The sequence below is a fragment of the Alcaligenes sp. SMD-FA genome (assembly GCF_025960365.1).
GTDB classification, from domain to species: Bacteria; Pseudomonadota; Gammaproteobacteria; order Burkholderiales; family Burkholderiaceae_B; genus Alcaligenes; species Alcaligenes aquatilis.
This window is the reverse complement of record NZ_CP110108.1, coordinates 1689354-1716144: the sequence shown is the minus strand read 5'-3', so window position 1 is coordinate 1716144 and position 26791 is coordinate 1689354. Positions and strand designations below refer to the sequence as shown.

Below are 26791 nucleotides of genomic sequence, written 5' to 3'. Positions count from 1 at the left end.
GAACGAAAACCCAAACATCACTTTTAGACATAGGAAAGCCGGTATGGAAATGCGCCAATTACGGATTTTTTGTGCGGTTGCCGAGCATGGCAGCTTTACGGCCGCTGCCCAGAAGGTACACACCGTGCAATCCAATGTCACCATGCGCGTCAAAGAGCTGGAGGCAGAGCTGGAACAGCAATTGTTCATACGCCAGAAAAGCGGCGTGGTGCTAACTGCGGCTGGCCATACTTTTCTGGACTACGCCCGCCGTATCTTGCAACTGACCGACGAAAGCCGTGCGGCCCTGCAAGACACGGGCACGCCCAGCGGTCTGCTGCGCCTGGGTTCCATGGAAACCACGGCTGCCATCCGCCTGCCCCAGGTTCTGATCCAATACCGCGAGCGCTACCCCCAGGTTCAGTTGTCCTTACAAGCCGGCACCACGGCAGAGCTGATTAAAGCCATCGAGACCCACCAGCTAGATGGTGCTTTTGTCGGTGGTTTTCATCAAAACCCGGCCCTGATTCAAGAAGAGGTGTTTGAGGAAGAGCTGGTGCTGGTCAGCAGCAAAACGGTGGAGTCCTTGCCTGCCCTGATCGAAACAATCCCCCAACAAACGGTTCTGGTCTTTAGAACCGGCTGCTTTTACCGCTCTACGCTGGAACACTGGTTTTACCAGGCCGGGCTGGTGCCCAACCAGATCATGGAAATGGGGACGCTGGACGGCATTCTGTCCTGCGTGGCCTCGGGCATGGGCATTACCTTGCTGCCCAAAGCCATCGCCCAGAACAGCAGCTTGCGCTTGCCCGTGCAATGCCACGCGCTGCCGCCTGAGCTTGCGCGGGTGAAAACCGTGTTTATCCGTCGTGCCGATACCAATCCTGGCTCGGCCCTGCGCAGCTTTGTGGCCCTGGCTCAAACGCAGTTCGCCCAATTGCCCAAGCCAGATCAAGGCCATGCCGAACTGCCTGCTCTAACCGGCCAGCCTGTGGGTCCGTCCAACAGCGTCGCACAGACCTTGCCACAATAAGCCATCAAGGCAGCCCCAAGACCAGCTCCGCAACCCGCTCTGCCGCTGGCACAATGCTGTGAATCTTGCCCACGCCCTGACCAGCATACAAAGACAGTTTCCTGGCCATTCTGTCCTTGTCAATCGCCCGCGCCCCGCCCCCGACCCAACGCAGCACATTCCACTTGTCGCGGTTGGGAATCACACGATGCGGGGTGCCATAGGGCCAGCCAAAGGAATAGCCGGTGCGATATTGCGTATCGTCCGTACTGGCTTGCAGAATCTTTTGCTTGTAGAGCGGGTGTGCATTGGACTCCTCGCTGGCCAGAAAGGCCGTGCCCACCAGTACACCAGAAGCCCCCAGGGTCATGGCCGCTCTGACATCCTGGCGGGTAACAATTCCGCCTGCGGCCAGTACGGGACGGCCCTGCGCACCGTCCAGAATTGCAGGTAGTAAAGACATCAGGCCAATCGTGCCGCGATTCAGGTGACCACCGCCCTCACTGCCTTGGGCGACGATAATGTCGGCCCCCTGCGCCATCGCTTGGCGAGCCAGTGCCACCGTGCCGGTTTGCACCATCACGATCATGCCGGCGTCTTTGGCGCGGGGAATCAGGTCGGCGCAATAGTCCTCGGCATAGAACAGCGACAAGATGCGGGGCCGCTCCTGCAAGATCACCTGGAACTGGGCCTCGAACACTTCCGGGCCACCAAACTGCGGCACGATATTCACCCCAAAAGGCCGGTCCGTCAGCGCTTTGGTTTCCCGCAGCCAGTTACGCAACGTCAAGGGAGCCAGACGCAAGCCGCCCAGCACCCCCATCCCACCCGCATTCGCTACCGCCGCCACCAAGTGCGGCCCGGAAATTGCAGCCATGCCCGCCAAAAAGATCGGGTATGGCACACCACACATCTGCGTGATGACATTGCCCGCAAAGACTCGGTTTGCTTCGCTCATGATTTACAACTCCACCTGTTTGCCCAGCATGCGCCGCAGGGCCAGATTTTTGAGCACAACATGGTTTTTGAATGCCCCGAAAAGGTGCAAGGCCAACCCCAGCAAAAAGGCAGTGGCGCCAATATTGAACAACACATCGACCACGGCTTTGAGCTGCTCATTCGGGCTGATCAAGGTCGGCAAGGCCAGACCACCGGGCAGTTCCACCGCCACCCCCGCTGCCGCTCGGGACAGCCAGACAGCAACGGGCAGCAGCACCATCGCCAAGGCCAGGGCTATCGCCACGGAACGGGCCACTATCACCTCTACCGGATTGGGCGAGCCCACCGGCAAGGGATGAAAAGACGTCACCCGCGCCCAGAAACGGTAGATGGAGATCAGGAACAGCAGCGTCCCCAGCAGATTTTGCAACAGCACCAGCCGCGCCTCACCGGGGCTTTGGGCGATGGCCACCTCCAAACCCAGAATGGAAAACAGCAAGGCCGCAATAAGCCAGTGCAACACAATCGTGATGGGCGAGAACCTGAGTCCGTTGTCTCGCAGTTGCATGATTAGCTCCTTGAAAAGGTCATCGAGGACAAGTCCTTTACCGTGCAATACCCAACGTGATACGTCGTGGGCCGCCTACCCAACACGCACAAGCGGCCAGCTTCGGTCATCACCTTGCCTCCTGCTGGTCTGGGCCTGGGTCACGGTGTCCTCAGAGCCTTGACGATAGGCGCAGTTATCAATCAAGTAAAATGATGAATATTGATAAATAAAATCTTTTTTAGTGATCAATGAGCAGATAGTTTTCCTCATGCCCTCACGCGACAGACAGGCAACCCTCATCATCTCAGCCCTCTGGCACTGGCTCCTACCTGCTGGCCGTCTGCAAGTACGCCTAAAGCTCGTCCAGGCAACACTTATAGGGATCGCTTTTTAATCATTATTAATGATCCATAAATTCACTATTCATCATTTTACTTGATCTACTCAGTCTTCTATCTTCCCTATGGATAGCGCCGCTATCTCAACCTCAAACTAGGAGACTGATACCGTGACCCACCCTGCTGCCTATCTCGTTGACTGCACAAATGGCCACATCTTGCCTGGCTTTTGACTTGTATGTTGACAGACGCTCAACGCGACATCATCAAGGCGGCTGTGCCGCTGCTGGCAAGCGACAGTGAAGCCTTGACCACCTATTTTTATGAATTGATACTGCGCGACTCCCCACCGCTGAGTCCCTTGGCCAGCCAGATCACCAACAATCGCGTTGCTCTCCAAATCCAGTCCGAGCGTGCCCCACATGGGGACACTTTCCTGCTGCAAGCCCTACGCGAAGAGCTGAGCGAGAGGATAGCCAGCAACGAGCTTATCGATGAATGGGCCGCCGCTTACCAGCAACTATCAACCTTGCTCATCGAAGCCGAACGCCTGATGTACGACGATATGGCTATCACTCCCGACGGCCTTGCAGACCGCACTTCCTATCAAGAATGACCCACCATGCCACTACTGAAATTTGACCTGATCCAAGGCCGCAGCGACGACGAACTACGCCAGCTACTTGACACCACGCACCAAGCCATGGTGCACGCCTTTGATGTTCCTGCCAGCGACCGCTACCAATGCGTCACCCAGCACCGTCCCGGCGAGCTGGTGCTGGACGACACCGGCCTGGGTTACCCTCGCAGCGACAAAGTAGTGCTGCTGCATATCGTGTCCCGCCCCCGCAGCGAGAGTCAGAAAGTCCAGTTCTACCGTTTGCTGGCAGAGCGACTGGAACAAAACTGTGGCGTATCACCCGATGATCTGATCATCGCTCTGGTCGAGAACAGCGATGCAGACTGGTCCTTCGGGCGTGGGCGAGCGCAGTTTTTGACGGGGGAGTTGTAGGCGAAAGACAGGTATACTCGCCCAGACCGTTTTAACAAGAACGGTCTTTTCACCGAGGGGAGCCTGGCGAGCAGGCTGAGAAACTGCCCGAGCAGATTGCACCGCAGTGACCCGTTGAACCTGATCCGGGTCATGCCGGCGAAGGGACGGGTATGTACCTGCTCGCCGCTTGCTGCCGGATGGCTATCCTTGAGTAGGAGTTGCTATCTTGTCGTCTGACCACTCTCCCGCCCCCGTCGGCCCGGTTGCCGCCACCCTGGCTGCCGTCATCCGTCAAGACCAGATTTTGCTGATACGCCGCGCCAATCGGCCCGATGCCGGACGCTGGGCCTTTCCGGGCGGCAAAATCCGCGCGGGCGAAACCATCATGGCGGCGGCCCATCGGGAATTGGCCGAAGAAACCGGCATACAAGGCCAGGCCTTGCAGGTCTTTGATGCGCTGGATGTGTTTGACCGCGAGCCCAGCACCACACCCTTGGCCTATTCACACTTCATTCTGATTGCTGTGCTGTTTCGCTGGCAGCAAGGTGAGCCGCAGGCAGGCGATGATGCCCTGGACGCACGCTGGTTCAGCAATGCGGAACTGAACAGCCTGGATGTAGCACACAGTTTTGACGTCGTCCGAGTTGCCCGCCAGGCACTGGCATTGGCTGCCACTCAAGATCAAGTAGGCCAAGCATGATTCCGAATGTATTGAGTATTGCGGGCACAGACCCGACCAGCGGCGCTGGTATTCAGGCTGATCTGAAAGCCATGTACGCCTTGGGTGCCTACGGCATGAGCGTAATTACAGCCGTGGTCGCGCAGAACACCCAGGGCGTGCGGCGTTTTGTGGCGCTGGAGCCGGACTTTGTGGCGGACCAGTTGGACGCGGTGTTTGAGGATGTGCGCGTGGATGCCATCAAGATCGGCATGGTCGCCAATGCAGGGATTGCGGAAGCGATTGCAGACCGCCTGCACCATCACGGCCTGGACTGCCCGATTGTGCTGGACCCGGTCATGGTTGCCAAAAGCGGGGACCGTTTGCTCAGCCCCGAAGCCGTCTCCGTGGTGCGCGACAAGCTGCTGCCCATGTGTACCCTGCTCACCCCCAACTTGCCCGAAGCAGGCGATTTGCTGCAAAAACCGGAACCCGCCTCGCTGCAAGAAATGCACAGCACTTTAAAGGAGTTGTGCTTGCTGGGCCCTGAATGGGTGCTGCTCAAGGGCGGCCACCTGGACGGCCCGGACAGTGTGGATCTGTTGCAAGGTCAGGGGCAGAGCCATGTTTTTCAGTCGCCCCGCATCCCGACACGCAACACACATGGCACGGGCTGCTCGCTATCCTCCGCCATTGCGGCCCTGCTACCGGGGCGCAGCGTGCCAACTGCGGTGGGTTTGGGCAAGGAATACCTGAATGGCGCTTTGGCCGCTGCCGACCAATTGCAGATCGGCCTGGGGCAAGGTCCGGTGCATCATTTCCATGCTTTATGGCCTCTCAAGTAAGCTCTCTCCCATTACAACTGATCGCTATGCGATGTTCAGTCTGACTGCCCTGCAGTTTTACGAGTGCGAACAGTCAAGCGGCTCCATTGAATGAAACAAACACTACAGCACAGTGGGATTGGGCACATCCCCATACACTTCTTTGGGATCAAAGGTCTTGGCGGACTCGACAAAGACCAGATCCTGACCTTTGCTATGCTCGGCACCCACCGGCACCTGCCGGTAGAAACAGGAGTAATAGCCCACGTGGCAACTGGCTCCGGAACCGGCTACCCGCACACGTAGCCACACCGCGTCCTGGTCGTCGTCGATACGCATTTCCTCTACCGTCTGCACCAGTCCACTGCTGGCACCTTTATGCCAGAGCATTTGACGCGAGCGGCTCCAGTAATGGGCTTGCCCTGTCTGTATGGTTTTCTCCAGGGCTTCCCGATTCATGTAACCCAACATCAAGACCTCGCCATTGCTAGCGTCTGTCGTGATGCAAGCAATCAAGCCGTGCTCATCAAACTTGGGGGCCAGTTCGTGGCCCTCTTCCACTTGCTCCACCGAGATTCGGCGGCTCATTTGGACTGTCGCATTTTCAGCAGACCTGGTTTCTTGTCCTTCAGTCTTCACGTTTTCTCCTTGTCATCATGGGTTCCGGGCGATATTCGCAATCCGCTTTCAGGCAACGGCCATACAGCACATGGCTATGTTCCAGAACCTGAAAGCCCCGTTCTTGAGCAATCGTTTTTTGTCGCTGCTCAATAGCTTGGTCATGAAACTCCTGCACACGTCCGCAGTCCGTGCAGATCAGGTGATCATGGTGTTCGCCGTCATCCAGCTCATAGAGCGCCCGGCCAGATTCAAAATAAACCTGCTTTAGCAAGCCTGCCTGTTGCAACTGGGTCAACACACGGTAGACCGTCGCCAGGCCGATCTCGCTGCCTTGTCGTATCAATTGGCGATACACATCGTCTGCCGTCAAATGACGAATGCCGGGGGCCTGGAATATCTCAAGAATCTGGATACGGGCTGTGGTCACCTTCAAGCCACGCTCTTTAAGCTCTTTTGAATCCGTCATGGCGCACTCCTGATTGAATGGGCGGCTAAGGGACGTCCAGAAAACGCAGCGGCCTGCCTTGCGCCTGCCGTTCCAAGGCTTCATCACGAACCACACAATGGCCGCGCACAATGGTGTGAATTGGCCAGCCTACAACGGGCATACCGTCGTAGGGAGACCAGCCGCTGACACTGGCAATCCAGTCATTGCGGATACGGCGGCGTGCCTTCAAATCCACAATGCTGAAATCCGCATCAAAGCCCACAGCGATGCGTCCCTTGCCTTCCAGACCAAAAATCCGGGCAGGCCCGGTACTGCTCAAATCCACCAGCCGTTGCAGACTCAAGCGACCTGCATGGACATGGTTCAACATCACGGGTAGCAAGGTCTGCACGCCGGTCATGCCGCTGGGTGAAGCGGGATAGGCTTGGGATTTCTCCAGCAAGGTATGCGGCGCGTGATCGCTACCAATGACATCCACCACACCCGAGCGGATCGCCTGCCACAGCGCATCTTGATGAGCTTGCTCGCGCACCGGCGGATTCATTTGCGCCAAACTGCCCAGACGCTCATAGCATTCAGGGGCTTGCAAACTGAGATGATGCGGGGTCACCTCTACGGTCACGCGGTGTTTGTGGGCGGCCAGAAACTGCATTTCTTCTGCGGTGGACACATGCAGCACATGCAAGCGGCGATTCACCTCTGCCGCCAGACGAACAATGCGTTGGGTCGCCTTCAAGGCACTTTCCACATCACGCCAAACCGGATGTTGGCGCACGTCGCCGCTATCCAGAGCGATCTGTTTGCGTTCATGCAGCCTGGCCTCATCCTCCGCATGCACCGCCAGCCGTCTACGGCCATGACGCAAGATGCGACGCAAGACGTCGTCCTCATCCGCCAACAGGTCTCCAAAGGAACTGCCCATAAAGACCTTGATGCCTGCGCAGCCTGGAAGCTGCTCCAATTCCTGCAAAGACTCGGCATTCAAGGCAGAGCCACCGATATAAAAGGCGTGATCACACCAGCTACGGCCTTGGGCGGCGTCCAGCTTGGCTTGCAAGTCAGTGGCTCCCAAGGTCAAGGGATGGGTGTTGGGCATCTCGAAAACCGCCGTCACCCCGCCCAGGACCGCGCCCCGTGTCCCCGCTTCCAGATTCTCTTTGTGCTCCAGCCCCGGCTCTCGGAAATGCACCTGGCTGTCGATTACCCCTGGCAATACGTGCAGCCCCGTAAGGTCCAGCACGCAGTCCGCACTCCAGCCGGGCTGCAAATCGCCCAGAGCCATAATCCGACCTTGCACACAGGCGATATCGATAGGCTCGGCCCCGTTAGGGGTCATTACCGTACCGCCACAGAGCAGCAAATCAGCATGGCGCAGATTATGCCGCTTGGTCGTTTCTGCGGTCCGGGAGAGAGGGGCCTTCGGGATTGCTGGTGTCATTGTTTTGCCTTTGCGGCTTCTGCATCCAAAGCGGCTTGCGCCTCCAAACGAATCCGCTCCATCATGTGAAACAGACCATTGGCACGATTCGGTGACAAGTGCTGCTCCAGTTCAATTGCCTGTAAAAAGTCAGGGGGATGGGACAGGATTTCTTCAGGCAAACGCCCCGAATACACCTTCATCAATAACGCCAACAAGCCGGTGACGATGGCGGAATCACTACGAGCTTGAAAAAACAGCTTGTGATCACGCAATTCAGAGATCATCCAGACCTGTGCCTGACAGCCATGCAAGCGGTTCGCCTGCGTACGCCATTTTTCTGGGAAGTCCGGCAAGGAGCGTCCCAGATCAATCAGATATTCGTAGCGCGCCATCCAGCTACCCAGGCACTGGAAACTGTCCACAATGGATTGCTGCGCCTGGAGTATGGACTCTTCTGGTACTGCCCCCTTATCCACGGCCATCTCCTGAATGCTTGGGCGTTTGGCTACCCTGATCGCCACGAGCCGGAACAGGGTCATGCCCGCCCGGATGCCAGGGGTGACAACGGACAATACGCCGTGCGGCCAGCCAGCTTCCTTTGAGTGGGCCGTGCGTCTGCAAGGCTTGGATCGCATATTGCGAACAAGTCGGATAAAAGCGGCAACGTGGCCCCAGCAATGGGCTGATAAAAAGCTGATAGCCGCGAACCAGCAAGATCAGGGCAGAGGCAAGAAAGGTTTTCATCGCCGCTCCGATACACGGAAGCGAACCACTCGCTCAGACGGATTAATCGTGATCTGGTTTGTCCTCTCCAGCGGCAAGGACGCGTGAGGGTGCAGTAGTGTTTGGCAAGGATTGATAAATACTAAAACACTCATGACGCCACGCCCCCGTTCAATCGCGCAAAAGGCGTCTCTGTCATCAAAGGCGTTTTAAACGCCACCGCATCATGGGGGTGCAAACTCTCCAGATGGCGGACCTGAATGCCAGCGTTCTGATAGTCCACCAAGGCCGCTTCTATACGACGCGCCGCGTCCTCCACAAACATCAGATTCTGGCCATTCAAGGCCGCAAAGGCTTGCTCATCGGCCCGTTTGACGGCCGTTTGCAAAGGTGTTGCCAGTGCCTTCTCGACGCGATCAATCAAGGCTAAAAATCCGAAATCCTCGCTATCTTCCGATACCTGAACCTGAACCAGAGCCTGACTGCGCTGGCTGTGCGCAGTAGCCAGGCTGGCGTGCTTGTGCAGCCAGGCCGCTACCTCCTCAGCACGCAAGTCAGGCTGCCGTCCAAAGGCCTGCATAAAGCCCTGTTCAATCAATTGCCGAGCCAGCGCAGCGGAACAAGGACAGGTCGACGAATAGCCAATCTGAACCTGCATTTTGCACACAAAACTGCCGTCCACGAGACGGGCTTCCAGCACAACGGGATAGGACTTCCATCCTGCCAAGTCCTGCGTCACCAGGGCAGGCCGTCGCAGCAATAAATCAAAGCTGAAACCCAGTCGCGCACTGCGCGTGCCGCAGTCCTCCTGGCTATCCACCATGCTTTGCAAAAGACGCCGCAGCCCCAACAGCGACAAGGCCTGTTCTGGTGGCACGTCATTGAGCAAGCGATACAGCCTGGACATGTGTATCCCTTTCACATGTGCCAGCGGCAAATCAACCTGGGCATCGACACGCGCATGAAGTTGGCGCGTATAGCCCGGTTCGACCACGGTAATAGGTAAATCGATTCCCTCCATGCCCACCCAGGACAGCGGAGTCAGGCCATAAGTGGAATCGTTCAAAGCCGGGTCGGGAAGGACAACAGTCATACTCAACATCCAATCAAAAGGTCTTGCCCAAGCCGACAGGGACTAGGCAAGACCTCATTCCATCAAGGCCAGTCTGAGAACGGATTCGTCCATGTTGTCCAGGTGCTGGGACCGCTGGCCATTTCTTCATCACTTAACAGGCAGGCATCGAAACGGGCACGCAATGCGGCCTCGTCCATATCCATGCCAATCAGAACCAGCTCCTGACGCGCGTCCCCGACGCGCTCATCCCATTTTTCCTTGATCAGGGCTACCGCTTCGGGGTCTTCCGGCCAACGTTCGGGCGGCATGGAAGCCCACCAGTAACCCGCCACGTGATAGCGAGCCACCGCACCCGCCTGTGACCAGGAACCGGCCAAGGTCGGGAAGTTCGCCAACCAGAAAAAGCCTTTGGAACGCACCACGCCGGGCCATTCGCTTTCAACGAGCTCCAGAAAACGCTGCGGATGGAACGGGCGGCGGGCGCGGTACACAAAATTGCCTATGCCGTACTCCTCCGTTTCCGGGGTGTGAGTGCCACGCAATTCCTGCAACCAACCGGGGGCTTTGGATGCCTCTTCAAAATCGAACAAACCGGTGTTAAGTACGCGATCCAAGGGCACCTTGCCGAACTCGGCTGTTTCAATACGAGCACGGGGATTAAGGCTATTCAGAATTGCCATCAGGCGTTCACGCTCTGGTTCGCTGATCAAATCAATCTTGTTCAGAACCAGCACATCACAGAACTCGATCTGCTCAATCAACAGGTCCACAACGGTGCGCGCGTCGTCTTCTCCCAGGGATTCGCCACGGGACTGAATACTGTCTTGCGAACTGTAATCGCGCAGAAAGTTAAAAGCGTCTACCACCGTGACCATCGTATCCAAACGAGCGACCTCACCCAGGCAACGACCATCCTCGCCTTCAAAGGTGAAGGTTTCAGCCACGGGCAGCGGCTCTGAAATACCGGTGGACTCAATGACCAGTTGATCAAAACGCCCTTCCTTGGCCAGACGGCCCACCTCCAGCAACAAGTCCTCACGCAAGGTGCAGCAAATACAGCCGTTACTCATCTCCACCAGCTTTTCATCCGTGCGCGATAGCTCCGCCCCACCATCACGGACCAGAGCGGCATCAATATTGACCTCACTCATATCGTTCACGATGACGGCGACACGGCGGCCTTCGCGATTGTTCAGGATGTGGTTCAGCAAAGTCGTCTTGCCCGCTCCCAGAAAACCGGACAAAACCGTTACGGGAATGCGTGCCGAGGGATCGACCGGCGTGTTATCGGGGTTCATCGTCATTTCTCTTCGTCCTTGAGCCATCAATGGGCGGTTCCTTGCAAAGGATTCTCACCAATTATGAGATGTTATAACATAACAATAATAAACCAGAAAAAAACCCTCTTGTAAGGAGGGCTTGAAGCGCAGGACGGAGAAACTGGTTCTCACAAAGCGGCGTAGCAGGGATCAGGAAACAAGAAGCAGGTGTCAGGTGTCAGGTGTCAGGTGTCAGGTGTCAGGTGTCAGGCACATAGCTTAGCTCTGTTTGTATTTCGCGCCACTGCTTGAACAAATCAGCCCGATGCCGAGGATAAGACTCTTCCAGACTGACCAATCCTCGTATCCTGTCCGTGCGGAAGTGCCGGAAATCCCCTTTCAATTCACACCAGCCCACCAGAATCCGAAAGTGCTGAAAGTAGCCCAAGGAAAAAGGCCAGATCACTCTCTCCGATTCTTGCCCTGCCCCATCTATATAGGTGATGCGCAGCTTGCGCTGCAAACGAATCGCTGTACGCGCAATGCCAAGATCAACACGCTCAGCATCCTGAATCACCCTGGGCCCAACCCGTAAAGCGGTACTGTCCAGACTGTCTCTCAAGCTATCCGGCAAGACCGTCGAAATCTTGGCCATGGCATCGCCAGCCGCTTTGGTCAGCGGTTCATCCGCGAACTTTTCTACCCAGCGAAAGCCCAGTATCAAGGCCTCCAGCTCCGCTTGAGAAAACATCAAAGGGGGCAACATAAAACTAGGTCGCAGCACGTAACCCACACCGGGTTCCCCTTCTATATCAGCACCTTGTGCCTGCAAGGAAGCAATATCTCTATACAGCGTCCGAATGCTGATGCCCAGCTCTTGAGCCAGCCGCGCACCGCTCACCGGACGCTTATGTCGGCGTAGCACTTGTAAAAGGGAAAGAAGTCGTTCCGCTCGGGCCATGCTAGATACTGCCATTTTTTGGCAGTATGGTCACCCATAATGATCTGCTTAATAACCATGTTGGAGCGATCATGAATCACCCAAATCTTTTGCTGCTCTACGTCCAAGACCCCGCTGCCAGCCGCCTTTTTTACGAAAAACTGCTACAAAAAGCGCCTGCTGAATCCTTCCCCACCTATGTCGCCTTTGAGCTGAACAAGGGCTTGACGCTGGGCTTGTGGTCTACCCAGGCAGCCAGCTTTGTATCATCCGGAACCGGCCATCGCTCCGAGCTCTCTTTTTTAGTAGACGATGATGCGGCTGTTGATCAACGGCATCAAACCTGGGTAACAGCGGGTATCCCCATAGAGCAGGAACCCAAGACAGCCGTTTTTGGGCGCACATTTGTCGCTCTGGATCCCGATGGGCACCGACTAAGGGTCTGCACGGCAGCGTAAAACGGAAGCTGCCTTGCCTGCAAAGCCGCCAAGATCAAGCAACAAGGGCTATCCAAGACTTAGTCCTGATAGCCCTTTGCTCACTCCATACTTAGTAAGCCGCACCAATCAATCTGCCACCATCGCTCTACGCATGATTTTCTGCGCGACTGACAAGGACGTTGTCATTCCCAAAGTGCCGTAATGCGCCCCCCAAGTTCCAAGCTCCCCGGAACTACGCGTACTTAAAAACACATCCGCCACTTCCTGCGGGCTATAGCGCAACAGCTCAGCGGCCTGCAAAACACGGGCGACGGCTTCGGTCATAGGGCGGGCCAGGAACTCATCCTCAATCGCGGCTCTCACCAGACGTTCAGTGTGCTGTACCAGGGCATCGAAGCGCTTGTCTTGCCCGGCCAAGGGTCTGATTTCATTGAAAACCGCCTCCACCGTGAGCGGATCTCTGATCATGGCGCGCCGCACATCCATACACATCATATTGGCCGTCCCTTCCCAAACGCTGTTCAAGGGGGACTCTCGATACACACGAGCCATGGGGTTTTCTTCAATAAAGCCATTGCCGCCGTGACACTGCAATGCCTCGTTCGCAATAGAGGGCGCGCGCGAGCAATTGAAGTATTTAGCCGCAGGCGTGACCACCCGCGCCAGCAGCCTTTCGTGTTCACTGCCTTGCATCAGGTCAGTGGCCTTGGCGACTCGCAAGGACATCAAGGTTGCCGCTTCCACTTCTACCGCCATATCCGCCAGCACATTGCTCATCATGGGGCGGTCGGCAATAGAGGTCCCAAAAGCCATGCGTGATGTGGTGTGACGCAGGGCCAAGGTCAGCGCCTGCCGCATTAACCCCGCCGAGCCAATCGCAAAATCCAGACGTGTCAAATGCGAGTGCGACAGAATTTCCCGAATACCGCGCCCCTCTTCCCCTACCCGAATTGCCAGCGTGCCCGCATATTCCACCTCACTGGATGCGTTGGAGCGATTACCCGCCTTGTCCTTCAGACGCTGCACAAGAAAACGGTTATAGCTGCCGTCCGGCAAGGTACGGGGCAAGAAGAAACACGTGACATCCCCATTGACCTTGGCCAGCGTAAAAAAACCATCGGACTGCGGCACCGAACAAAACCATTTATGCCCCGTCAGCTCATACCAATGCGCCGTGGCACCGTGATAATCCACACTATGGGAGAAGCGCGCGGTCGTCTGTGTCTCGCGCAGATCTGAGCCGCCCTGCTTTTCTGTCATCGCATAACCAATCACCACCGAGGGCTTGTCCCCCACTTCGCGGCGACTGTATTCATAGCGTGTCCCTTTGAGCTTGTCCGCCCAGATCGCCAAAGCAGGCTCGGCCTCGAAACCGGCATAAGCCGCATAAGCCATGCCAGTCGGGCAGCCCGTACCGTGCTCCACCTGATTCCACAGATAGGACAAGACGGCGCGGGCGAAGTGACCGTTTGCCTCTTGGGTACGCCAGCTTAAATTGGGCACCTCGTGCTGCCAGGCCAGGCCCATCAACTCATGCCAGCTAGGGTGAAATTCCAACCAATCAATCCGGTTGCCGAAGCGATCATGCGTTTTAAGCTCAGGAATATGGCGGTTCGCCAAACGAGCCAGTTCCTGCACATTCTCATCACCAGCTACCGCCCCCAAAGCCTGACAGCGCGATGCGGCCCAAGGGGCTTCACGGCTGATGGCATCACGTAAAACCTGATCGCCTGTAAAAGCATTGAAACCACTGGCGGGCAAGGCCTGATTCAAAACCTGATGTGTGCTGTAACGATCCTCGGGCGTATTCAACATGCTGGGGGAAAGCGGCTGGTTCATGGTTGTCTCCAAACTGTTTTTCTAAGACGTGGCAGAAAGGACTGCCACACTGGCACACGCCATCTGGGCAATCTGGTCAGCCAGCGCGGCCACTTGGCGCTGGTAACTGTCCGTGCCATCGTGCTGCTGACGGCTTAAAGGAGAAAGCGGGCCAATCAACCCTTCCATGAAACCGCCCACAATGACGGTCGCCGCAATATCGGGCTGCACATCCTGGCGCATTTCCTGCGCGTCCTGGCCTGTGGAAACAATGGAGTGGATGACCTGGCTGATCGCGGCGCGGTACACCAGACGAGCCGCGTCGATTTCCTTGTCGCAAGGCTCGGCAATCAAGGCATAGGCCAAACGAGGATTACGCATGGCGCGCTTCACAAAAGTGGAGACAGCGGCATGCAGGCGCAACATGGAAGAACCATCGGCCTGTGCAATGTCCGTGAGTACATCGACCTCCCGCTGGGACACCAGCGACAGGACTTGCGCGAACAGCTCGGCTTTGGAGGGGAAGTAACGATAGACCGTCCCCGTGGCAATACCGGCAGCGGCTGCCACACTGGCCACCTGCGCTTCCTGCCAGCCTCCTTCACTGACCAAAGCGCGAGCGGCTTCCAGGATACGGCTGCGATTGTCTTGCAGACGGGCTTGAACGGCGGGGGTTTGACGGTAGGCCATAAAGAAGTGAACCAAAATTCATTACATGAGTGAATCCTAGTTCATTTCTTTGCCATGGACAAGAATTTCTTTAATCAGGGGTGTAAATAGACTCGCCTACTGACATTGCAGGCTGCTCGGGACCATCTGTTATTTGAAACCCAGTCCCTAGGGCGTAGGGTTTGGCGTTTGGGCAGTGGAGTTACGCATTGCTCTGCCCTTTCCCCCGTCTGTCCTCCTTTTATGCCCGACCCGCCTTAACACCAGGAGCACTGAAGAAACAAACCCAAGGCCCCCAGCAGACCTCCGAAACACGCTGCATTATGTTGCCAAGGCCGGCGCACATGGAAGGATCAACACAATCAGTCGCCCCAATAAAACTGCCCCCAGTCACAGCGATGGCAAAGCCATCAATACTGTTTGCTGAGGGCAGTCTGAACGAGCTAGCGTGCAGGCATCAAGCCTATCAGGCCGACAGTTCCTTACGAACGATTTCAGCACCGGCGCTCAGGGCGTGCAACTTGCCGCGAGCCACGGCACGTGGCAAAGGTGCCATACCGCAGTTGGTGCAGGGGTACAGCTTGTCCGCGTCTACAAACTTCAGCGCCTTGCGCAGTGTATTGGCCACTTCGTCAGCGGTTTCGATCACGTTGGTGGCTACGTCAATGGCGCCAACCATCACTTTCTTGCCACGGATCAGTTCGATCAAATCCATAGGAACATGGGAGTTCTGGCATTCCAGGGAAATGATGTCGATCTTGGATTGCTGCAGCTTCGGGAAGGACTCTTCGTACTGACGCCATTCCGAACCCAGCGTCTTTTTCCAGTCCGTGTTGGCCTTGATGCCATAGCCGTAGCAGATGTGCACAGCGGTTTCGCACTTCAGACCTTCAATGGCTCGTTCCAGAGTCGCAATACCCCAGTCGTTCACTTCGTCAAAAAACACGTTGAAAGCGGGCTCGTCAAACTGGATGATATCCACGCCTGCAGCCTCCAGCTCTTTGGCTTCCTGGTTCAGGATCTTGGCAAATTCCCAAGCCAATTTTTCACGGCTCTTGTAGTGGTTGTCGTACAGCGTATCGATCATGGTCATGGGGCCAGGCAGCGCCCATTTGATCGGCTGCGAGGTTTGCTGACGCAAGAATTTGGCATCATCCACAAACACGGATTTGGGACGAGTCACGGCACCCACAACGGTAGGAACACTGGCGTCGTAACGGTCACGAATACGCACAGTCTCACGCTTTTCGAAGTCCACACCTTCCAGATGCTCGATGAAGGTGGTGACGAAGTGCTGGCGGGTTTGTTCGCCGTCGCTAATCAGGTCGATACCGGCGTGCAATTGTTCTTGCAGGGACAGACGCAGTGCATCTTTCTTGCCTTCGACCAGGTCCTCACCGTCCAGTCTCCAGGGCGACCACAGCTTCTCGGGTTCAGCAAGCCAGGAGGGTTTGGGCAAACTGCCAGCGGTGGAGGTGGGTAGCAATTTTTTCATAATTAAATAACCTTGTTGTTTTTGATGAATCAAAGCGCGTAACTGGCTGCCCATTGATCAAGAATCACTTTGTATGGCTTGATAAAACTTTCTTCGGTAAACCGGCCCTGTTCAACCGCCAGACGGCTACGTTCTTCGCGATCGTAGACAATTTGCGTGATCGAGTGATCGGAATTTTTCAGGCTGGGCTGATAGCGCATTCCTGCGGCCGAGTTGGCATTGTAAATCTCGGGGCGATAGATTTTCTGAAATGTTTCCATCGTGCTGATGGTACTGATCAATTCCAGATTCGTGTAGTCACTGAGCAAATCACCACGGAAGTAAAAAGCAAAGGGCGCAACGCTATTTGGGGGCATGAAATAGCGAACCCGCAGTCCCATTTTTGCGAAGTACTCATCCGTAGGCGAAAACTCATTTTGCTGATACTCAATGCCCAATACCGGATGCTGGTTCCCCGTACGGTGGTAGACCTTGCTGCTGGACACGCTCAGGCAAATCACGGGGGACTTGTTGAAGTTTTCTTGGTACAGCGCAGAATTCACGAAAGACTTAAACAGTTTGCCGTGCAAATCACCAAAGCCTTCCGGGGCGCTGAAGCCATTTTTGTTCTTGTTGTGCTCCTGCAGAACCACGCTGAAGTCGTAGTCACGCACATACGAAGAGAAGTTATTGCCGACAATCCCGTCGATACGCTTGTTTTCTTTGTGATCGACGATATTGGTTTTCAGGATTTCAATGGTAGGGAAAGTGGAACCATTACCTTCAACATCAATATCAACAGAGACAATATCTAGTTCGACCGAATAACGATCGCCATTAGGATTGTCCCAATGTGCCAGATTGTTGAAGCGATTATTAATCATTGCCAGGGTATTGCGCAAGTTTTGCTGACGGCTTTCACCCCGGGCCAAGTTGGCAAAGTTGGTGGTGATGCGTGTGTTATTGGATGGACGGTAGTTTTCATCAAAACGAATGCTTTTGATGCTAAACGCGAATTCTTTATTCATTTTTTATGTATGCCCTGATTTCTGATTTCAATCTCGAATTTATTTTTAGTTAATACGTTGATGTATAAAAATAAATTCATCTTATTTATGTATGCCTTGCGCTGATTGTCTGGCCGACTGCTGGGGCCACACTGTTTGCCCTCTTCTTCCTGGTAAAACCAGAAAACAGTGCTGAATCGCCTCCAAAAAAAGTCCCGGCTTTGGCCGGGACTCACCGCCAAAACGGTTCCCGACTCAATCAGGCACTTGCCCGCAAGACTTTGGCTGCCGCCACCATATTGGTCAAAGCCGGAATCACCTCAGCCCATTGACGCGTCTTAAGGCCGCAGTCGGGGTTCACCCACAGACGCTCTGCTGGCACGCGCTCGGCGGCTTTCTTCATCAAATTCACAATGTGCTGCTCGGTCGGAATATTGGGCGAGTGAATGTCGTACACGCCGGGGCCAATCTCGTTGGGGTACTGGAAATTCTCGAAGGCTTCCAGCAACTCCATGTCCGAACGGCTGGTTTCAATGGTGATCACGTCCGCATCCATATCCGCGATGGAGGAAATGATGTCGTTGAATTCCGAGTAGCACATGTGTGTATGGATTTGCGTCTCGTCACCCACGCCGTTGGCGGCGATGCGAAAGCTCTCCACCGCCCAGTCCAAGTAGCTTTGCCATTGCGATTTACGCAGCGGCAAGCCTTCACGCAAGGCAGCTTCGTCGATCTGGATCACATGCACACCGGCCTTTTCCAGATCCAGCACTTCTTCGCGAATGGCCAGCGCCAGTTGCAGGCAAGAAGCCGAACGAGGCTGATCATCACGCACAAAGGACCAATTCAAAATCGTCACGGGGCCGGTCAACATGCCCTTCATGGGTTTTTGAGTCAGCGACTGGGCGTAGGTAATCCATTCCACCGTCATAGCCTGAGGGCGGCTGATGTCACCAAACAGGATGGGTGGTTTCACGCAGCGCGAACCGTAGGACTGTACCCAAGCAAACTGAGTGAATGCGTAACCGTCCAGTTGCTCACCAAAGTATTCGACCATATCGTTGCGCTCGGCTTCGCCGTGCACCAACACGTCCAGACCCAGTTTTTCCTGCTCACGCACGCTGCGCTCAATCTCGGCACGCATGGCGGCCTGGTAGCTGTTCTCGTCCAGACGACCGGCCTTGAACTCGCTACGAGCACGACGGATTTCTACCGTCTGCGGGAAAGAACCAATCGTGGTGGTGGGGAATGCAGGCAACTTCAAGAACTCAGCTTGCTTGGAAGCGCGCTGTGCGTAAGCACTCTTGCGCTTGCCCAGCTCGGCCGAAATGCGAGCCACCGCCGCCTTCACTGCAGGATTGTTCACTCGAGGCGAGTTGCGACGGGCCGTCAACGCGGCCAGGTTCTCGGCCAGCTCCTCCTTGACAGCCTCACGGCCTTGGCTCAAGGCTTTGCCCAATACGCGCAGTTCGTCCAGCTTTTGCAAGGCAAAGGCCAACCAGGACTTCACATCGGCATCCAACTGTTGTTCGCTGTCCAGATCAACTGGCACATGCAGCAGCGAGCAGGAAGGAGCAATCCACAGACGATCGCCCAATTGCTTGGCGATAGGCTCAACCCAGTCCAGCACGGCGGTCAAATCTGTTTTCCAGATATTGCGACCATTGATCACGCCCAGAGACAAGACTTTCTCGTCACCCAAAAGCTTAAGCAATGCCTCCACGCCATCACGATCGTTGATGGCATCCACATGCAGACCGGCAACAGGCAAATTGGCTGCCAAAGCGGCATTTTCCAGCAGCTGACCAAAGTACGTCGCGACCAGCAACTTCACGTCAGCAGACTTCAACTGCTGATAAGCGGTCTTGAACGCTTGCTGCCAATCGGCATCCAGCTCGGTAACCAGAATAGGCTCATCAATCTGCACCCACTCCACGCCTGCTTTGGCCAGCGTATCCAGCAATTGAACATACACAGGCAACAAGCGATCCAGCAGGGCCAGCTTGTTGGATTCATCCTTGGCCTTGCCCAGTGCCAGATAGGTCACGGGGCCAATGATCACAGGCTTGGCGTTCACGCCTTGCGCCTTGGCTTGCGCCAGTTGCTCCAGCAGATGCGAGGCATCCAACTTGAACTGGGTATCAGCCGTAAATTCAGGGACGATGTAGTGATAGTTGGTGTCGAACCATTTGGTCATTTCACCAGCAGCCACACCACCGCAGCAGGCGCCGTGATCTTCCAGACCTTTGGCCGAACGACCCCGTGCTACGCGGAAGTAGTTATCCAGCTCGTCACCCTGAAAGCCCTGAACACGCTCAGGCAAGTTGCCCAGCAAGAAGCTGGCATCGAGCACCTGATCGTAAAAAGAGAAATCGCCCACGGGCACCAGATCCAGTCCGGCCTGATTCTCCCAATGACGCTGGCGCAGTTGGGCACCCAGAGCCTTGAGTTCGTCACGCGAAGACTCGCCCTTCCAGTAGGACTCCAAGGCGAACTTCAGTTCCCGTTTGGCGCCAATGCGCGGAAAGCCAAGATTATGAATCGTCGTCATGTGCTGCTCTCAATAGGCCAGTGGATTAAAGAATGACTTGCATTGTAGAAAGCCCAATCAATGAAGTAAAATGGTCTTATCTCACCAATCCATGAATATCATTCACGTATCATGTTAGAGCGCATCCATCTGGCCGTCGTCCAGCAAGTTGACAAGCAAGGCTCCCTGACCGCCGCCGCCGGCGTGCTGCACGTTACCCAATCCGCCCTTAGCCACACCATGCGAAAACTGGAGCAGCAACTGGGCACCGAAATCTGGCGCCGCGAAGGCCGCAACCTGCAATTGACGCAAGCTGGGCAGTATCTGCTGGCCGTTGCCAACCGCGTCCTGCCCCAGTTGGATCTGGCCGAAGAACGCCTGGGCCAGTTTGCCCAAGGCGAGCGAGGATCACTGCGTATCGGCATGGAGTGCCACCCCTGCTATCAATGGCTGCTAAAGATCGTCTCGCCGTATCTCAGCGCCTGGCCAGACGTGGATGTGGATGTGAAGCAGAAATTCCAGTTTGGCGGCATCGGCGCGCTGTTTGGCTATGAAATTGATCTGCTGGTCACCCCAGACCCGCTCTATAAACCCGGTTTGAAATTTGAGCCCGTGTTCGACTACGAGCAGGTACTGGTGGTCAATAAAGACCATGCCCTGGCGAACGTGGACTATGCCAAGCCCAAGGACCTGGACCGGGAGGTGCTGATCTCCTATCCGGTGGACATAGATCGGCTGGATATCTACAACCAGTTTCTGCTACCTGCAGGCATCGCCCCACGACGCCACAAAGCGATTGAGACAACAGACATCATGATGCAGATGGTAGCCAGTGGACGAGGGGTCGCAGCCCTACCCCGATGGTTGGTGCAGGAGTATGCAGAGAAACTGGATGTGGTGCCGGTAAAGCTGGGCAAGCACGGCATCGCCAAGCAAATTTTCCTGGGAATGAGGGAAACGGAAGCAGTGATTGATTATCTGCAGGCGTTTATGGATCTGGCTCGGGGGGCTGGGCCGGACGGCGTGCCAAGCAGTCCTAACGCCTAAGCTCAGGCAGTCAACGCTAAGGCATAAGATGGGCTGCCAATGAGCGGGGTGGCCTCGTTACAAGCCCTCGGCGGGATAATCCGATTGTCAGCGTCCAGGATATTAGGTTTCGTTTGGCAAGATTGAGGGCCTGACGTTGCCAAAGAACAATAGCGATCTGTCAGCTTGCTAGGATGAGGCATTCCGTATCCTGCACACCCATTAACATGAAACCATCACTGCCGTTTTCAACGATCGTATGCGCCAACACAATCAGGGAACTGGCTTTTCATCGTTAGCGAGATTCTTGCGAAAGAAAGCAAGCACTGTGCTGTTGAGTTCCGTATGGAAGACCTGACGGTCAAACCCAGGGGGATCTAAACAAATTTCGGGGGCCCGCTTCGCCATTTCGGGAGGGCACGGCGCTAAGAAAGCAAAATGTTCGGCAGCAGCCACGGTATGAAACTCGACTCTCTCTGACAATGCGTGAGCGATGGCAGCAACGCTTTCGGGCGTTACGCCATCACCACCCTGCTCAGAGCGCCAGAGTTGCACCGGCACCTTCACATTTTTGAAACTCTCAACCGTGAAAAAATCGCTGAGCGGATCAGCGACCACGGCAGCCTTGATGCGCGGATCATGGGTAAGTGTCAGCAATTCCCCCTGTTTCGCCTGCTCGCAGGCCGGGTTGTCTTTGTGTTTGCATAACAACTCACCAAGTGGATTGGCACCGATGCTAACCAACCCGGTGTAGCCGCCACGTGAAAACCCAAAAAAACCGACACGCTGGGCATCAAGCTTGGGCGCATCGGGCCATGAGTCAAGCATGAAGTCAATCAAACGCCTGATATCAGTTGGCCTTTCGACCAACACAGACAGGTCTCCGTAACGCCTTGGATTCAGTGCGTTGTCACCATGATTAATGGCGGCAACGACAAAACCCGCATTCGCCAAGGTCTCGGCAATGCCCCGATGACCAAGGAACGTGCCACCCCAACCGTGCGAGATCACCACGAGCGGAAGATGGCGACCGACGACTGGGCAATCCTTGGCAACGGACATGACGTAAGGACCAATCTTTACCTCCTCCAAAGGCTGCGAACATGGATACCAGACAGCACCTTTTAGTGCAGGACTATCCGATTCGGCCGGAATTTCAAGACGATGAAAGCCAGCCGCATGGGCAAAGATCGTCGTAAAGCTCAAAGCAGCAGCAAGAACAAGTTTTAGAGGATGCATTTATGTATTTTATTCTGAATATGAATCATCCTTAGCGCAAAGCTGGACTTCGATTTTTACCTATTTGCTCATGATGTAGGCTGTTCACAGGGAGCTAAATAATTTCACTCTGTCTGAACGCAGCTCACCCCGCGACGATAGGTGCCTATACCTGGCCCACCTCGCTACGCAAAGCTCTTGGCATGGATCGCAGACCTCGATGTCGCACTACCCTATTACCATTTCCGACGCCAAACAGCCCGCTATTGGCATTGGGTGACAGAAACCCAAAGGAGGCCTTTCTTTGGCGAAGACGACGCACAACAGTTCCTGAAGGGTAAGAACACGCCGAGTCAGAAATGCAGACAAGTGCTCACACCGAGCTGCCCACCGCCTGGGCGCCTTCGCGTAGCAATGAAATTGATAAGCAGCCAAAAGAAAAGACAGGCAAGACGGGGAGCTGCTTGAAAACAGAGAAACAGCAACACTTATGTTTGAAACTGACTCACTCTGCCGAGCAGCACCACTCCAAACACAAAAAATCCCGCAATTACGCGGGCTTAGCGGCTTTTTATGCCTTCAGATGCCTGGCCGTGCCAGACGGGGGATCATTCCCACTCGAACATTAATAGCGATAATTTTTATTTATATATCAATTGATTAAAAATATCATCATCAATGCCATGAAAAATACCATTGCTTAGTGACCGGCTTGATCTGCGTATACATCTAAAATTCGATCACGCATGTTTGGACTGTAAAAATCCTTCTTGCTACCCTTTGGATTGTTGGGATCAAGAAGCCTCGAGTGCACCAACCCCTTTTCCAACATCAAAGACTTCTTGATGAGGTGAAACTCGTTGTTAAACTTGATGTCTGGCTTGCGTCGTCTCAACTGAGCCTGCAACTCTGCATATGACCATGGATACGCGGCCATAAGTTGATTTTCGTCCAGACGAATTGCCAAGGCTTCGGGATCACGGGTGACCTGAACATTAGCCGCCGTGTCCAAATTAGACCGATGCAGCCTCACATCCACGCGCACTGCGACTTGGTACTCACCGTCGGCTACTGCCTGAGTTGCGGTCGCCTGTAGGCGATCGATAAGGCGCTTTTCGTCCTTCGTGACCACCACGGCCCCCACATCATCTGCGCCGTGGAAAAACGCTACGGGTAGCATCAATGACAGGGAGCTAGAGAAATCGCGGTCAAACCACGTCTTGCTCAATGAAACGTAATTACGGACGCTCGCGCAAGCCAATTCCAACACGTTCCGCTGCAATAGAGAGCTCGCAACAATGAAGTGCGTTGCATTGTCACGGACATCGATTAGAGACTCAAGATTCAATGACACCCCTTGGGGCACCCGGTCGGCACGACTTTGAGACTTTTCCAAGGCAGTAATGCACGCAGTTAACTGCAAGGTCATCGGATTGCCAGTACGGTTTTTCTTCACCGTCATGTGCTTCGTGCTCTTGCCCCCACCCTTCAACTTGCGCGGCTCGCGCACTTGGATAACTTTCGGATCGTTCTTGGAATCCTTCAATAGCTTGGCCTTCAAAAGCAGTTCCCAAGCATTGACCGCAAGGATGCAAAACGTCTCTTCACGGTATGAAAAGGTGGGCTTGTTGTAGACCTCAATAGCGGCAAGCATTGCCGAATGGGATTTCTCAAGAAACTTCTGGTGTAGCGCCATAGCCATTCTACGTGCCTCCATCGCCCTAAATGTACTGACTCTCGCATGGTTCCCGCGACCCAGCGCCCCTAGATGAACAGCTCGCCGACCATGGAAATACTTTACGAGTATGTATTCCAGATGCCAGCCACTACCAGACGCTAGCCTACAGATTCTAGTCGAGAGGCGCTAACAATCACGCGCACACGCTCGCCCATTTGGATCACGCAATGCAATTTGGCAGGATTGATCGATGCAGCACTGAAATCTTTTACCCTGCTAGGCCAGGATGAAATTGATTCTCTAACCTACGGCGCTCGCGCTCTTGGTCAGCGATCTCGCCCGGCTGCAACGCCAGCTCGGCATCGCTCATACGCTCCAGCACACCACGCAGACGCCCCGTGCAGGCAATGGGCGGCGGCTCGAACTCATAGCCAGCGGCGACCATCTCGGCCCCAATTTCGTCGGTGATGAAAAACGGCTCGCTTGTGCTGTCCCTCTTCATACGCTGCGGCTCCGATAGTCACTGATCTGATTCGTCATTGTGCTTGCACGATCACTGATAGTCATATGCCAACCCGCTGCTGAACAAGACCTCCGCCCCCTGAGCAGCCGCCACCGCATCCTGCACTTCCCGCCGTTTCAGGTCGAGCACGCGCAGTTTGTCGCTGCCCTTCACCTGGGCAATGGACTCAATCCGGCGATAGGCATCAGCATGGCTGGCCGCGTACAGCGCCAAGCCTTGTAGCTTGGCAAGCGCGTCACTCAAGTGCAGGCCGTGCGGGTCAACCAGGTCAACGACAAGCATTCCATCCTGCTCGACGAAGAACAGGAAGTCCGGGCGGACGATTCCATACTGCTCGGCCTTTTCATAGGCAATCCCCAGCGAAGCCTGTCCAGGCTGCTGCGGATTGCGATACCAGAACGAGAACCCCGACCTTGCGGACTCAGTTTCGACTACCGTTCGCTCCCAGTCATTCAGTTCAGCGGGATACTTGCCGTCATCGTTGCACAGCAAGTGGCCATCCCAAACCGGGAGCACTCTCACCTTGCCGTTTTCGTTCGCCTTGGTCGCCTCATAACGGGCCTCGGGCTTGAGCAAGCCCACGTCCTGCGGCTCCGTGCTCATTTCGATGATCTGCCGATAGGACTCCCGTCGATCATCGCTGAGCGCCTTGATCTGCATCCTATACTTGACCAGCCAGTTCTTCGCCAGCTTATCCGCCTCTGCATCAAAATAAGCCTGTGCCTCCATCACCAGTCCCAAGCCCGCAACGGTTACGCGGGCCTCCATGATGGCCTCAAGAAAGCCCTCCGGGTCTTCGTCGCGGTCGGCCTGCTGGTCGGCCAGATGATCAACATAGGAATGAGCAATCGCCGGACTGAAGATGCGCGCCGCACGGCGGTAGGCATCGTCGATCACCGCTACATCGGCATCTTCCCAGAACTGCTCCAGGCTCCGGCCTTGACCCAACAGGTCAGCCTTCACTGTCCTGCCGTCAACCACCAGCACGGACTGGCGCTTAGCTTTGATCTTGGCTTCGTTTTCAGCCTGAAACGCATCCAAAGCGGCATGCATCTTGGCGTGAGCCAACCGGCCTGCGCCGGACAGAATATCGTCGGACGCCAATTCGTGCGCCAACGCGGTTAGCCTGACTGCTGGCTTGGCACCTCGTTGCGGCCGCGTTTGTGACGGCAACGCCTCGAACGTTTCCCACACGGCAGGCGCAACAGCAGGGTTCGGCCGCACCTCGATGTAGTCGATCAACACGCGTCCTGGCGTTGCTGCCTCGTTGCCAGTGGTTAGCTCATCGACTACCTGCTCCACAGCCTTACGATTGAATTTCGGCAATAAGCAATCCACCGAGTTCAGGCGGTCATTGCCGGGGATACGGCGGGCCAACGGCGAACGCACCAAACGGCCCAGCAACTGCGTGATATGCGTCTTATCGCTGGCCGCACGGAACGACACCATGACTTCGGCTCGCGGGCAATCCCAGCCGGTACTAATAGCATCCTTAGCAATTAGCACCCGCACCCAGGTCGACTCTTGAACCCGTTGCGGCTCAATGTAGGGCACATCGCGGTTACCGAAGCGCTGTGTGGTGTGATCCCCGAAAACGTGCGCCACGCAGGCTGAAGGCAGCTCCGGATACTGTTTGAAAATGGTATCCAGCGCCCGCCCTATTTCATCGGAGTCAGGCGTGTTGGGCACCTGCAAAACCATCAACGGCACGACAACCTGGGCTTCCTGTTGCTGCTTGGAGTAAGCGCTCCAGGCAAGACTGGATTCCTTCAATTTATCGGTCGCCCTTCGCACCAGCACGGTATCGAAATCGCCAACATTATCTGGAATATCCAGCAGGATGGTGTCCTTGATAAGGCCAGACTCCTGCACTTTTGAAGCGTCAACTTCGACGTTGGGCAGCTTGATGTGCTTTCCTGCCGACTCAATCGCCTTATTGAACCGCTCCACAGTAGCTGAAATACCCCAAACCGCCGGGATACCAGGCACGCTGCCCACGCCATTGATCAGCCTCTGGACAATGGTGCTCTTAGCATTCTGACTGGCCGCCGTCTGTGCGCCCATGCCACGATGTGCCTCATCCAGTACCAGATAAAGTGTCAAATCCGGGTCTTCAATGGTGTTCTGGATGGTGTCCCAAATCGTGTATGCCCGCAGGTCAGGCCGCATGTCCGGGAAGGTGCCGTCCAATTTGGCTGCCATCTCCTCAGGATCATGGCCACGCACCAGCAAGCTGTTCTTGCTGAGTTTTTGGGTGTTGAGGAAATAGATTTTTCCCGCCTGAAATTTCGGCCTGTTAAAGGTGTTTTCCACTACCACTAAGTCGGTGTAATTGATGCGGTCACTGGCCTCGATAAAGCGAAATCGAGTCTGCTCGTTCAACGAAGGATCGTCGCTGAACCAGATCACCACTGCGCCTGGGTCGGCATCGAAGCTGAACTCATCGTCACCGTGAAACAGCGCCTCGAAAGTAGCTGCAGCCATAACGGTCTTACCCGCGCCAGTTACCGCAGTGAGGGAGAAGGCCGTCCGGTCATTCTCCCTATGCCATAGGCGGCGAGCCTTACCCAGGTTATTCAAGGAATCGCGGACGGCGTCGCGCTGATAGTCTTTGAGCGTGAACTTCAT

At 55.4% G+C, this 26791-nt stretch carries 26 protein-coding genes and 1 riboswitch; of the genes, 7 read left to right on the top strand and 19 right to left on the bottom strand.

Annotated features, from left to right (window positions below; translation table 11 throughout):
* Positions 1–43: 43 nt before the first annotated feature.
* Positions 44–1012 (top strand): LysR family transcriptional regulator, encoded by a 969-nt coding sequence (locus tag OKX01_RS07895; RefSeq protein WP_264672744.1) that lies wholly within the window; start codon positions 44–46, stop codon positions 1010–1012.
* A gap of 4 nt (positions 1013–1016) precedes the next feature.
* On the opposite strand, the gene OKX01_RS07890 is transcribed toward OKX01_RS07895, so the two are convergent.
* Positions 1017–1949 carry an NAD(P)H-dependent flavin oxidoreductase gene (locus tag OKX01_RS07890; protein WP_094196471.1) on the bottom strand — a complete coding sequence of 311 codons (933 nt, stop codon included), beginning with the start codon at positions 1947–1949 and terminating at the stop codon, positions 1017–1019.
* 3 nt (positions 1950–1952) lie between these two features.
* Positions 1953–2498: a cytochrome b gene (locus OKX01_RS07885; protein WP_230018495.1), complete on the bottom strand. Its 546-nt coding sequence runs from the start codon at positions 2496–2498 to the stop codon at positions 1953–1955.
* Positions 2499–3056: 558 nt separating this feature from the next.
* Here OKX01_RS07885 and OKX01_RS07880 point away from each other — a divergent pair.
* The 4 genes from OKX01_RS07880 to thiD all read left to right on the top strand — a co-directional run bounded on the left by OKX01_RS07880 (position 3057) and on the right by thiD (position 5315).
* Positions 3057–3434, top strand: coding sequence for a hypothetical protein (locus tag OKX01_RS07880; RefSeq protein ID WP_264672743.1), 378 nt, complete (start codon positions 3057–3059; stop codon positions 3432–3434).
* A gap of 6 nt (positions 3435–3440) precedes the next feature.
* Entirely contained in the window at positions 3441–3830 is a 390-nt protein-coding gene (locus OKX01_RS07875) for a tautomerase family protein (RefSeq protein WP_094196468.1), read from the top strand.
* 45 nt (positions 3831–3875) lie between these two features.
* A riboswitch (TPP riboswitch) is annotated at positions 3876–3994 on the top strand.
* A 44-nt stretch (positions 3995–4038) separates the two neighbouring features.
* On the top strand, positions 4039–4512 hold the full coding sequence (locus OKX01_RS07870; protein WP_094196467.1) for an NUDIX hydrolase: 474 nt from the start codon (positions 4039–4041) through the stop codon (positions 4510–4512).
* Entirely contained in the window at positions 4509–5315 is an 807-nt protein-coding gene (thiD, locus tag OKX01_RS07865; protein ID WP_264672742.1) for a bifunctional hydroxymethylpyrimidine kinase/phosphomethylpyrimidine kinase, read from the top strand. The genes OKX01_RS07870 and thiD overlap by 4 nt, the downstream gene beginning before the upstream one ends.
* 102 nt (positions 5316–5417) lie before the next feature.
* Here the strand turns inward: thiD and hisI are convergent, their stop codons facing one another.
* The 8 genes from hisI to OKX01_RS07825 all read right to left on the bottom strand — a co-directional run bounded on the left by hisI (position 5418) and on the right by OKX01_RS07825 (position 11801).
* Positions 5418–5882 (bottom strand): phosphoribosyl-AMP cyclohydrolase, encoded by a 465-nt coding sequence (gene hisI, locus OKX01_RS07860; protein WP_094196465.1) that lies wholly within the window; start codon positions 5880–5882, stop codon positions 5418–5420.
* Positions 5883–5922: 40 nt separating this feature from the next.
* Positions 5923–6381, bottom strand: a complete 459-nt coding sequence (gene fur / locus OKX01_RS07855) for a ferric iron uptake transcriptional regulator (RefSeq protein WP_094196464.1) — start codon at positions 6379–6381, stop codon at positions 5923–5925.
* Between the two features lie 25 nt (positions 6382–6406).
* Entirely contained in the window at positions 6407–7801 is a 1395-nt protein-coding gene (locus OKX01_RS07850) for a dihydroorotase (protein ID WP_264672741.1), read from the bottom strand.
* Positions 7798–8265, bottom strand: a complete 468-nt coding sequence (locus OKX01_RS07845; protein ID WP_264672740.1) for a SufE family protein — start codon at positions 8263–8265, stop codon at positions 7798–7800. Before OKX01_RS07845 ends, OKX01_RS07850 begins: the two co-directional genes overlap by 4 nt.
* Positions 8252–8527, bottom strand: a complete 276-nt coding sequence (gene yidD, locus OKX01_RS07840; RefSeq protein WP_108727350.1) for a membrane protein insertion efficiency factor YidD — start codon at positions 8525–8527, stop codon at positions 8252–8254. Before yidD ends, OKX01_RS07845 begins: the two co-directional genes overlap by 14 nt.
* 130 nt (positions 8528–8657) lie before the next feature.
* On the bottom strand, positions 8658–9599 hold the full coding sequence (gene folE2, locus OKX01_RS07835) for a GTP cyclohydrolase FolE2 (RefSeq protein WP_230018508.1): 942 nt from the start codon (positions 9597–9599) through the stop codon (positions 8658–8660).
* A 62-nt stretch (positions 9600–9661) separates the two neighbouring features.
* Positions 9662–10879, bottom strand: coding sequence for a zinc metallochaperone GTPase ZigA (zigA, locus tag OKX01_RS07830; protein ID WP_264672739.1), 1218 nt, complete (start codon positions 10877–10879; stop codon positions 9662–9664).
* A 220-nt stretch (positions 10880–11099) separates the two neighbouring features.
* A complete protein-coding gene (locus tag OKX01_RS07825) occupies positions 11100–11801 on the bottom strand; it encodes a helix-turn-helix transcriptional regulator (RefSeq protein WP_264672738.1) in 702 nt (233 codons plus the stop codon).
* A gap of 71 nt (positions 11802–11872) precedes the next feature.
* Here OKX01_RS07825 and OKX01_RS07820 point away from each other — a divergent pair, with 71 nt between their 5' ends.
* Positions 11873–12238 carry a VOC family protein gene (locus tag OKX01_RS07820; RefSeq protein ID WP_094196457.1) on the top strand — a complete coding sequence of 122 codons (366 nt, stop codon included), beginning with the start codon at positions 11873–11875 and terminating at the stop codon, positions 12236–12238.
* Positions 12239–12346: 108 nt separating this feature from the next.
* On the opposite strand, the gene OKX01_RS07815 is transcribed toward OKX01_RS07820, so the two are convergent.
* From OKX01_RS07815 to metE, 5 genes are all read right to left on the bottom strand, one after another.
* Positions 12347–14059 carry an acyl-CoA dehydrogenase family protein gene (locus tag OKX01_RS07815; protein WP_264672737.1) on the bottom strand — a complete coding sequence of 571 codons (1713 nt, stop codon included), beginning with the start codon at positions 14057–14059 and terminating at the stop codon, positions 12347–12349.
* A gap of 21 nt (positions 14060–14080) precedes the next feature.
* Positions 14081–14728, bottom strand: coding sequence for a TetR/AcrR family transcriptional regulator (locus OKX01_RS07810; protein ID WP_094196455.1), 648 nt, complete (start codon positions 14726–14728; stop codon positions 14081–14083).
* 445 nt (positions 14729–15173) lie between these two features.
* Entirely contained in the window at positions 15174–16202 is a 1029-nt protein-coding gene (locus OKX01_RS07805) for a methionine synthase (RefSeq protein WP_108728699.1), read from the bottom strand.
* Between the two features lie 29 nt (positions 16203–16231).
* A complete protein-coding gene (locus OKX01_RS07800) occupies positions 16232–17209 on the bottom strand; it encodes a DUF1852 domain-containing protein (RefSeq protein WP_264672736.1) in 978 nt (325 codons plus the stop codon).
* A gap of 238 nt (positions 17210–17447) precedes the next feature.
* Complete coding sequence (metE, locus tag OKX01_RS07795) at positions 17448–19739, bottom strand: 5-methyltetrahydropteroyltriglutamate--homocysteine S-methyltransferase (RefSeq protein WP_264672735.1); 2292 nt, start codon at positions 19737–19739, stop codon at positions 17448–17450.
* Positions 19740–19850: 111 nt separating this feature from the next.
* Between metE and OKX01_RS07790 the strand changes: the two genes are divergently transcribed.
* The gene (locus tag OKX01_RS07790) at positions 19851–20765 is read left to right on the top strand and encodes a LysR family transcriptional regulator (RefSeq protein WP_108727343.1); all 915 of its coding nucleotides are present in this window, start codon (positions 19851–19853) and stop codon (positions 20763–20765) included.
* A 252-nt stretch (positions 20766–21017) separates the two neighbouring features.
* Here OKX01_RS07790 and OKX01_RS07785 read toward each other — a convergent pair whose 3' ends face one another.
* The 4 genes from OKX01_RS07785 to OKX01_RS07770 form a co-directional block, all read right to left on the bottom strand.
* Positions 21018–21983, bottom strand: coding sequence for an alpha/beta hydrolase family protein (locus OKX01_RS07785; RefSeq protein WP_264672734.1), 966 nt, complete (start codon positions 21981–21983; stop codon positions 21018–21020).
* Between the two features lie 679 nt (positions 21984–22662).
* The gene (locus tag OKX01_RS07780; RefSeq protein WP_264672733.1) at positions 22663–23664 is read right to left on the bottom strand and encodes a DUF3644 domain-containing protein; all 1002 of its coding nucleotides are present in this window, start codon (positions 23662–23664) and stop codon (positions 22663–22665) included.
* 244 nt (positions 23665–23908) lie between these two features.
* Entirely contained in the window at positions 23909–24142 is a 234-nt protein-coding gene (locus OKX01_RS07775) for a hypothetical protein (protein WP_264672732.1), read from the bottom strand.
* Between the two features lie 51 nt (positions 24143–24193).
* Positions 24194–26791: a DEAD/DEAH box helicase gene (locus OKX01_RS07770; RefSeq protein ID WP_264672731.1), complete on the bottom strand. Its 2598-nt coding sequence runs from the start codon at positions 26789–26791 to the stop codon at positions 24194–24196.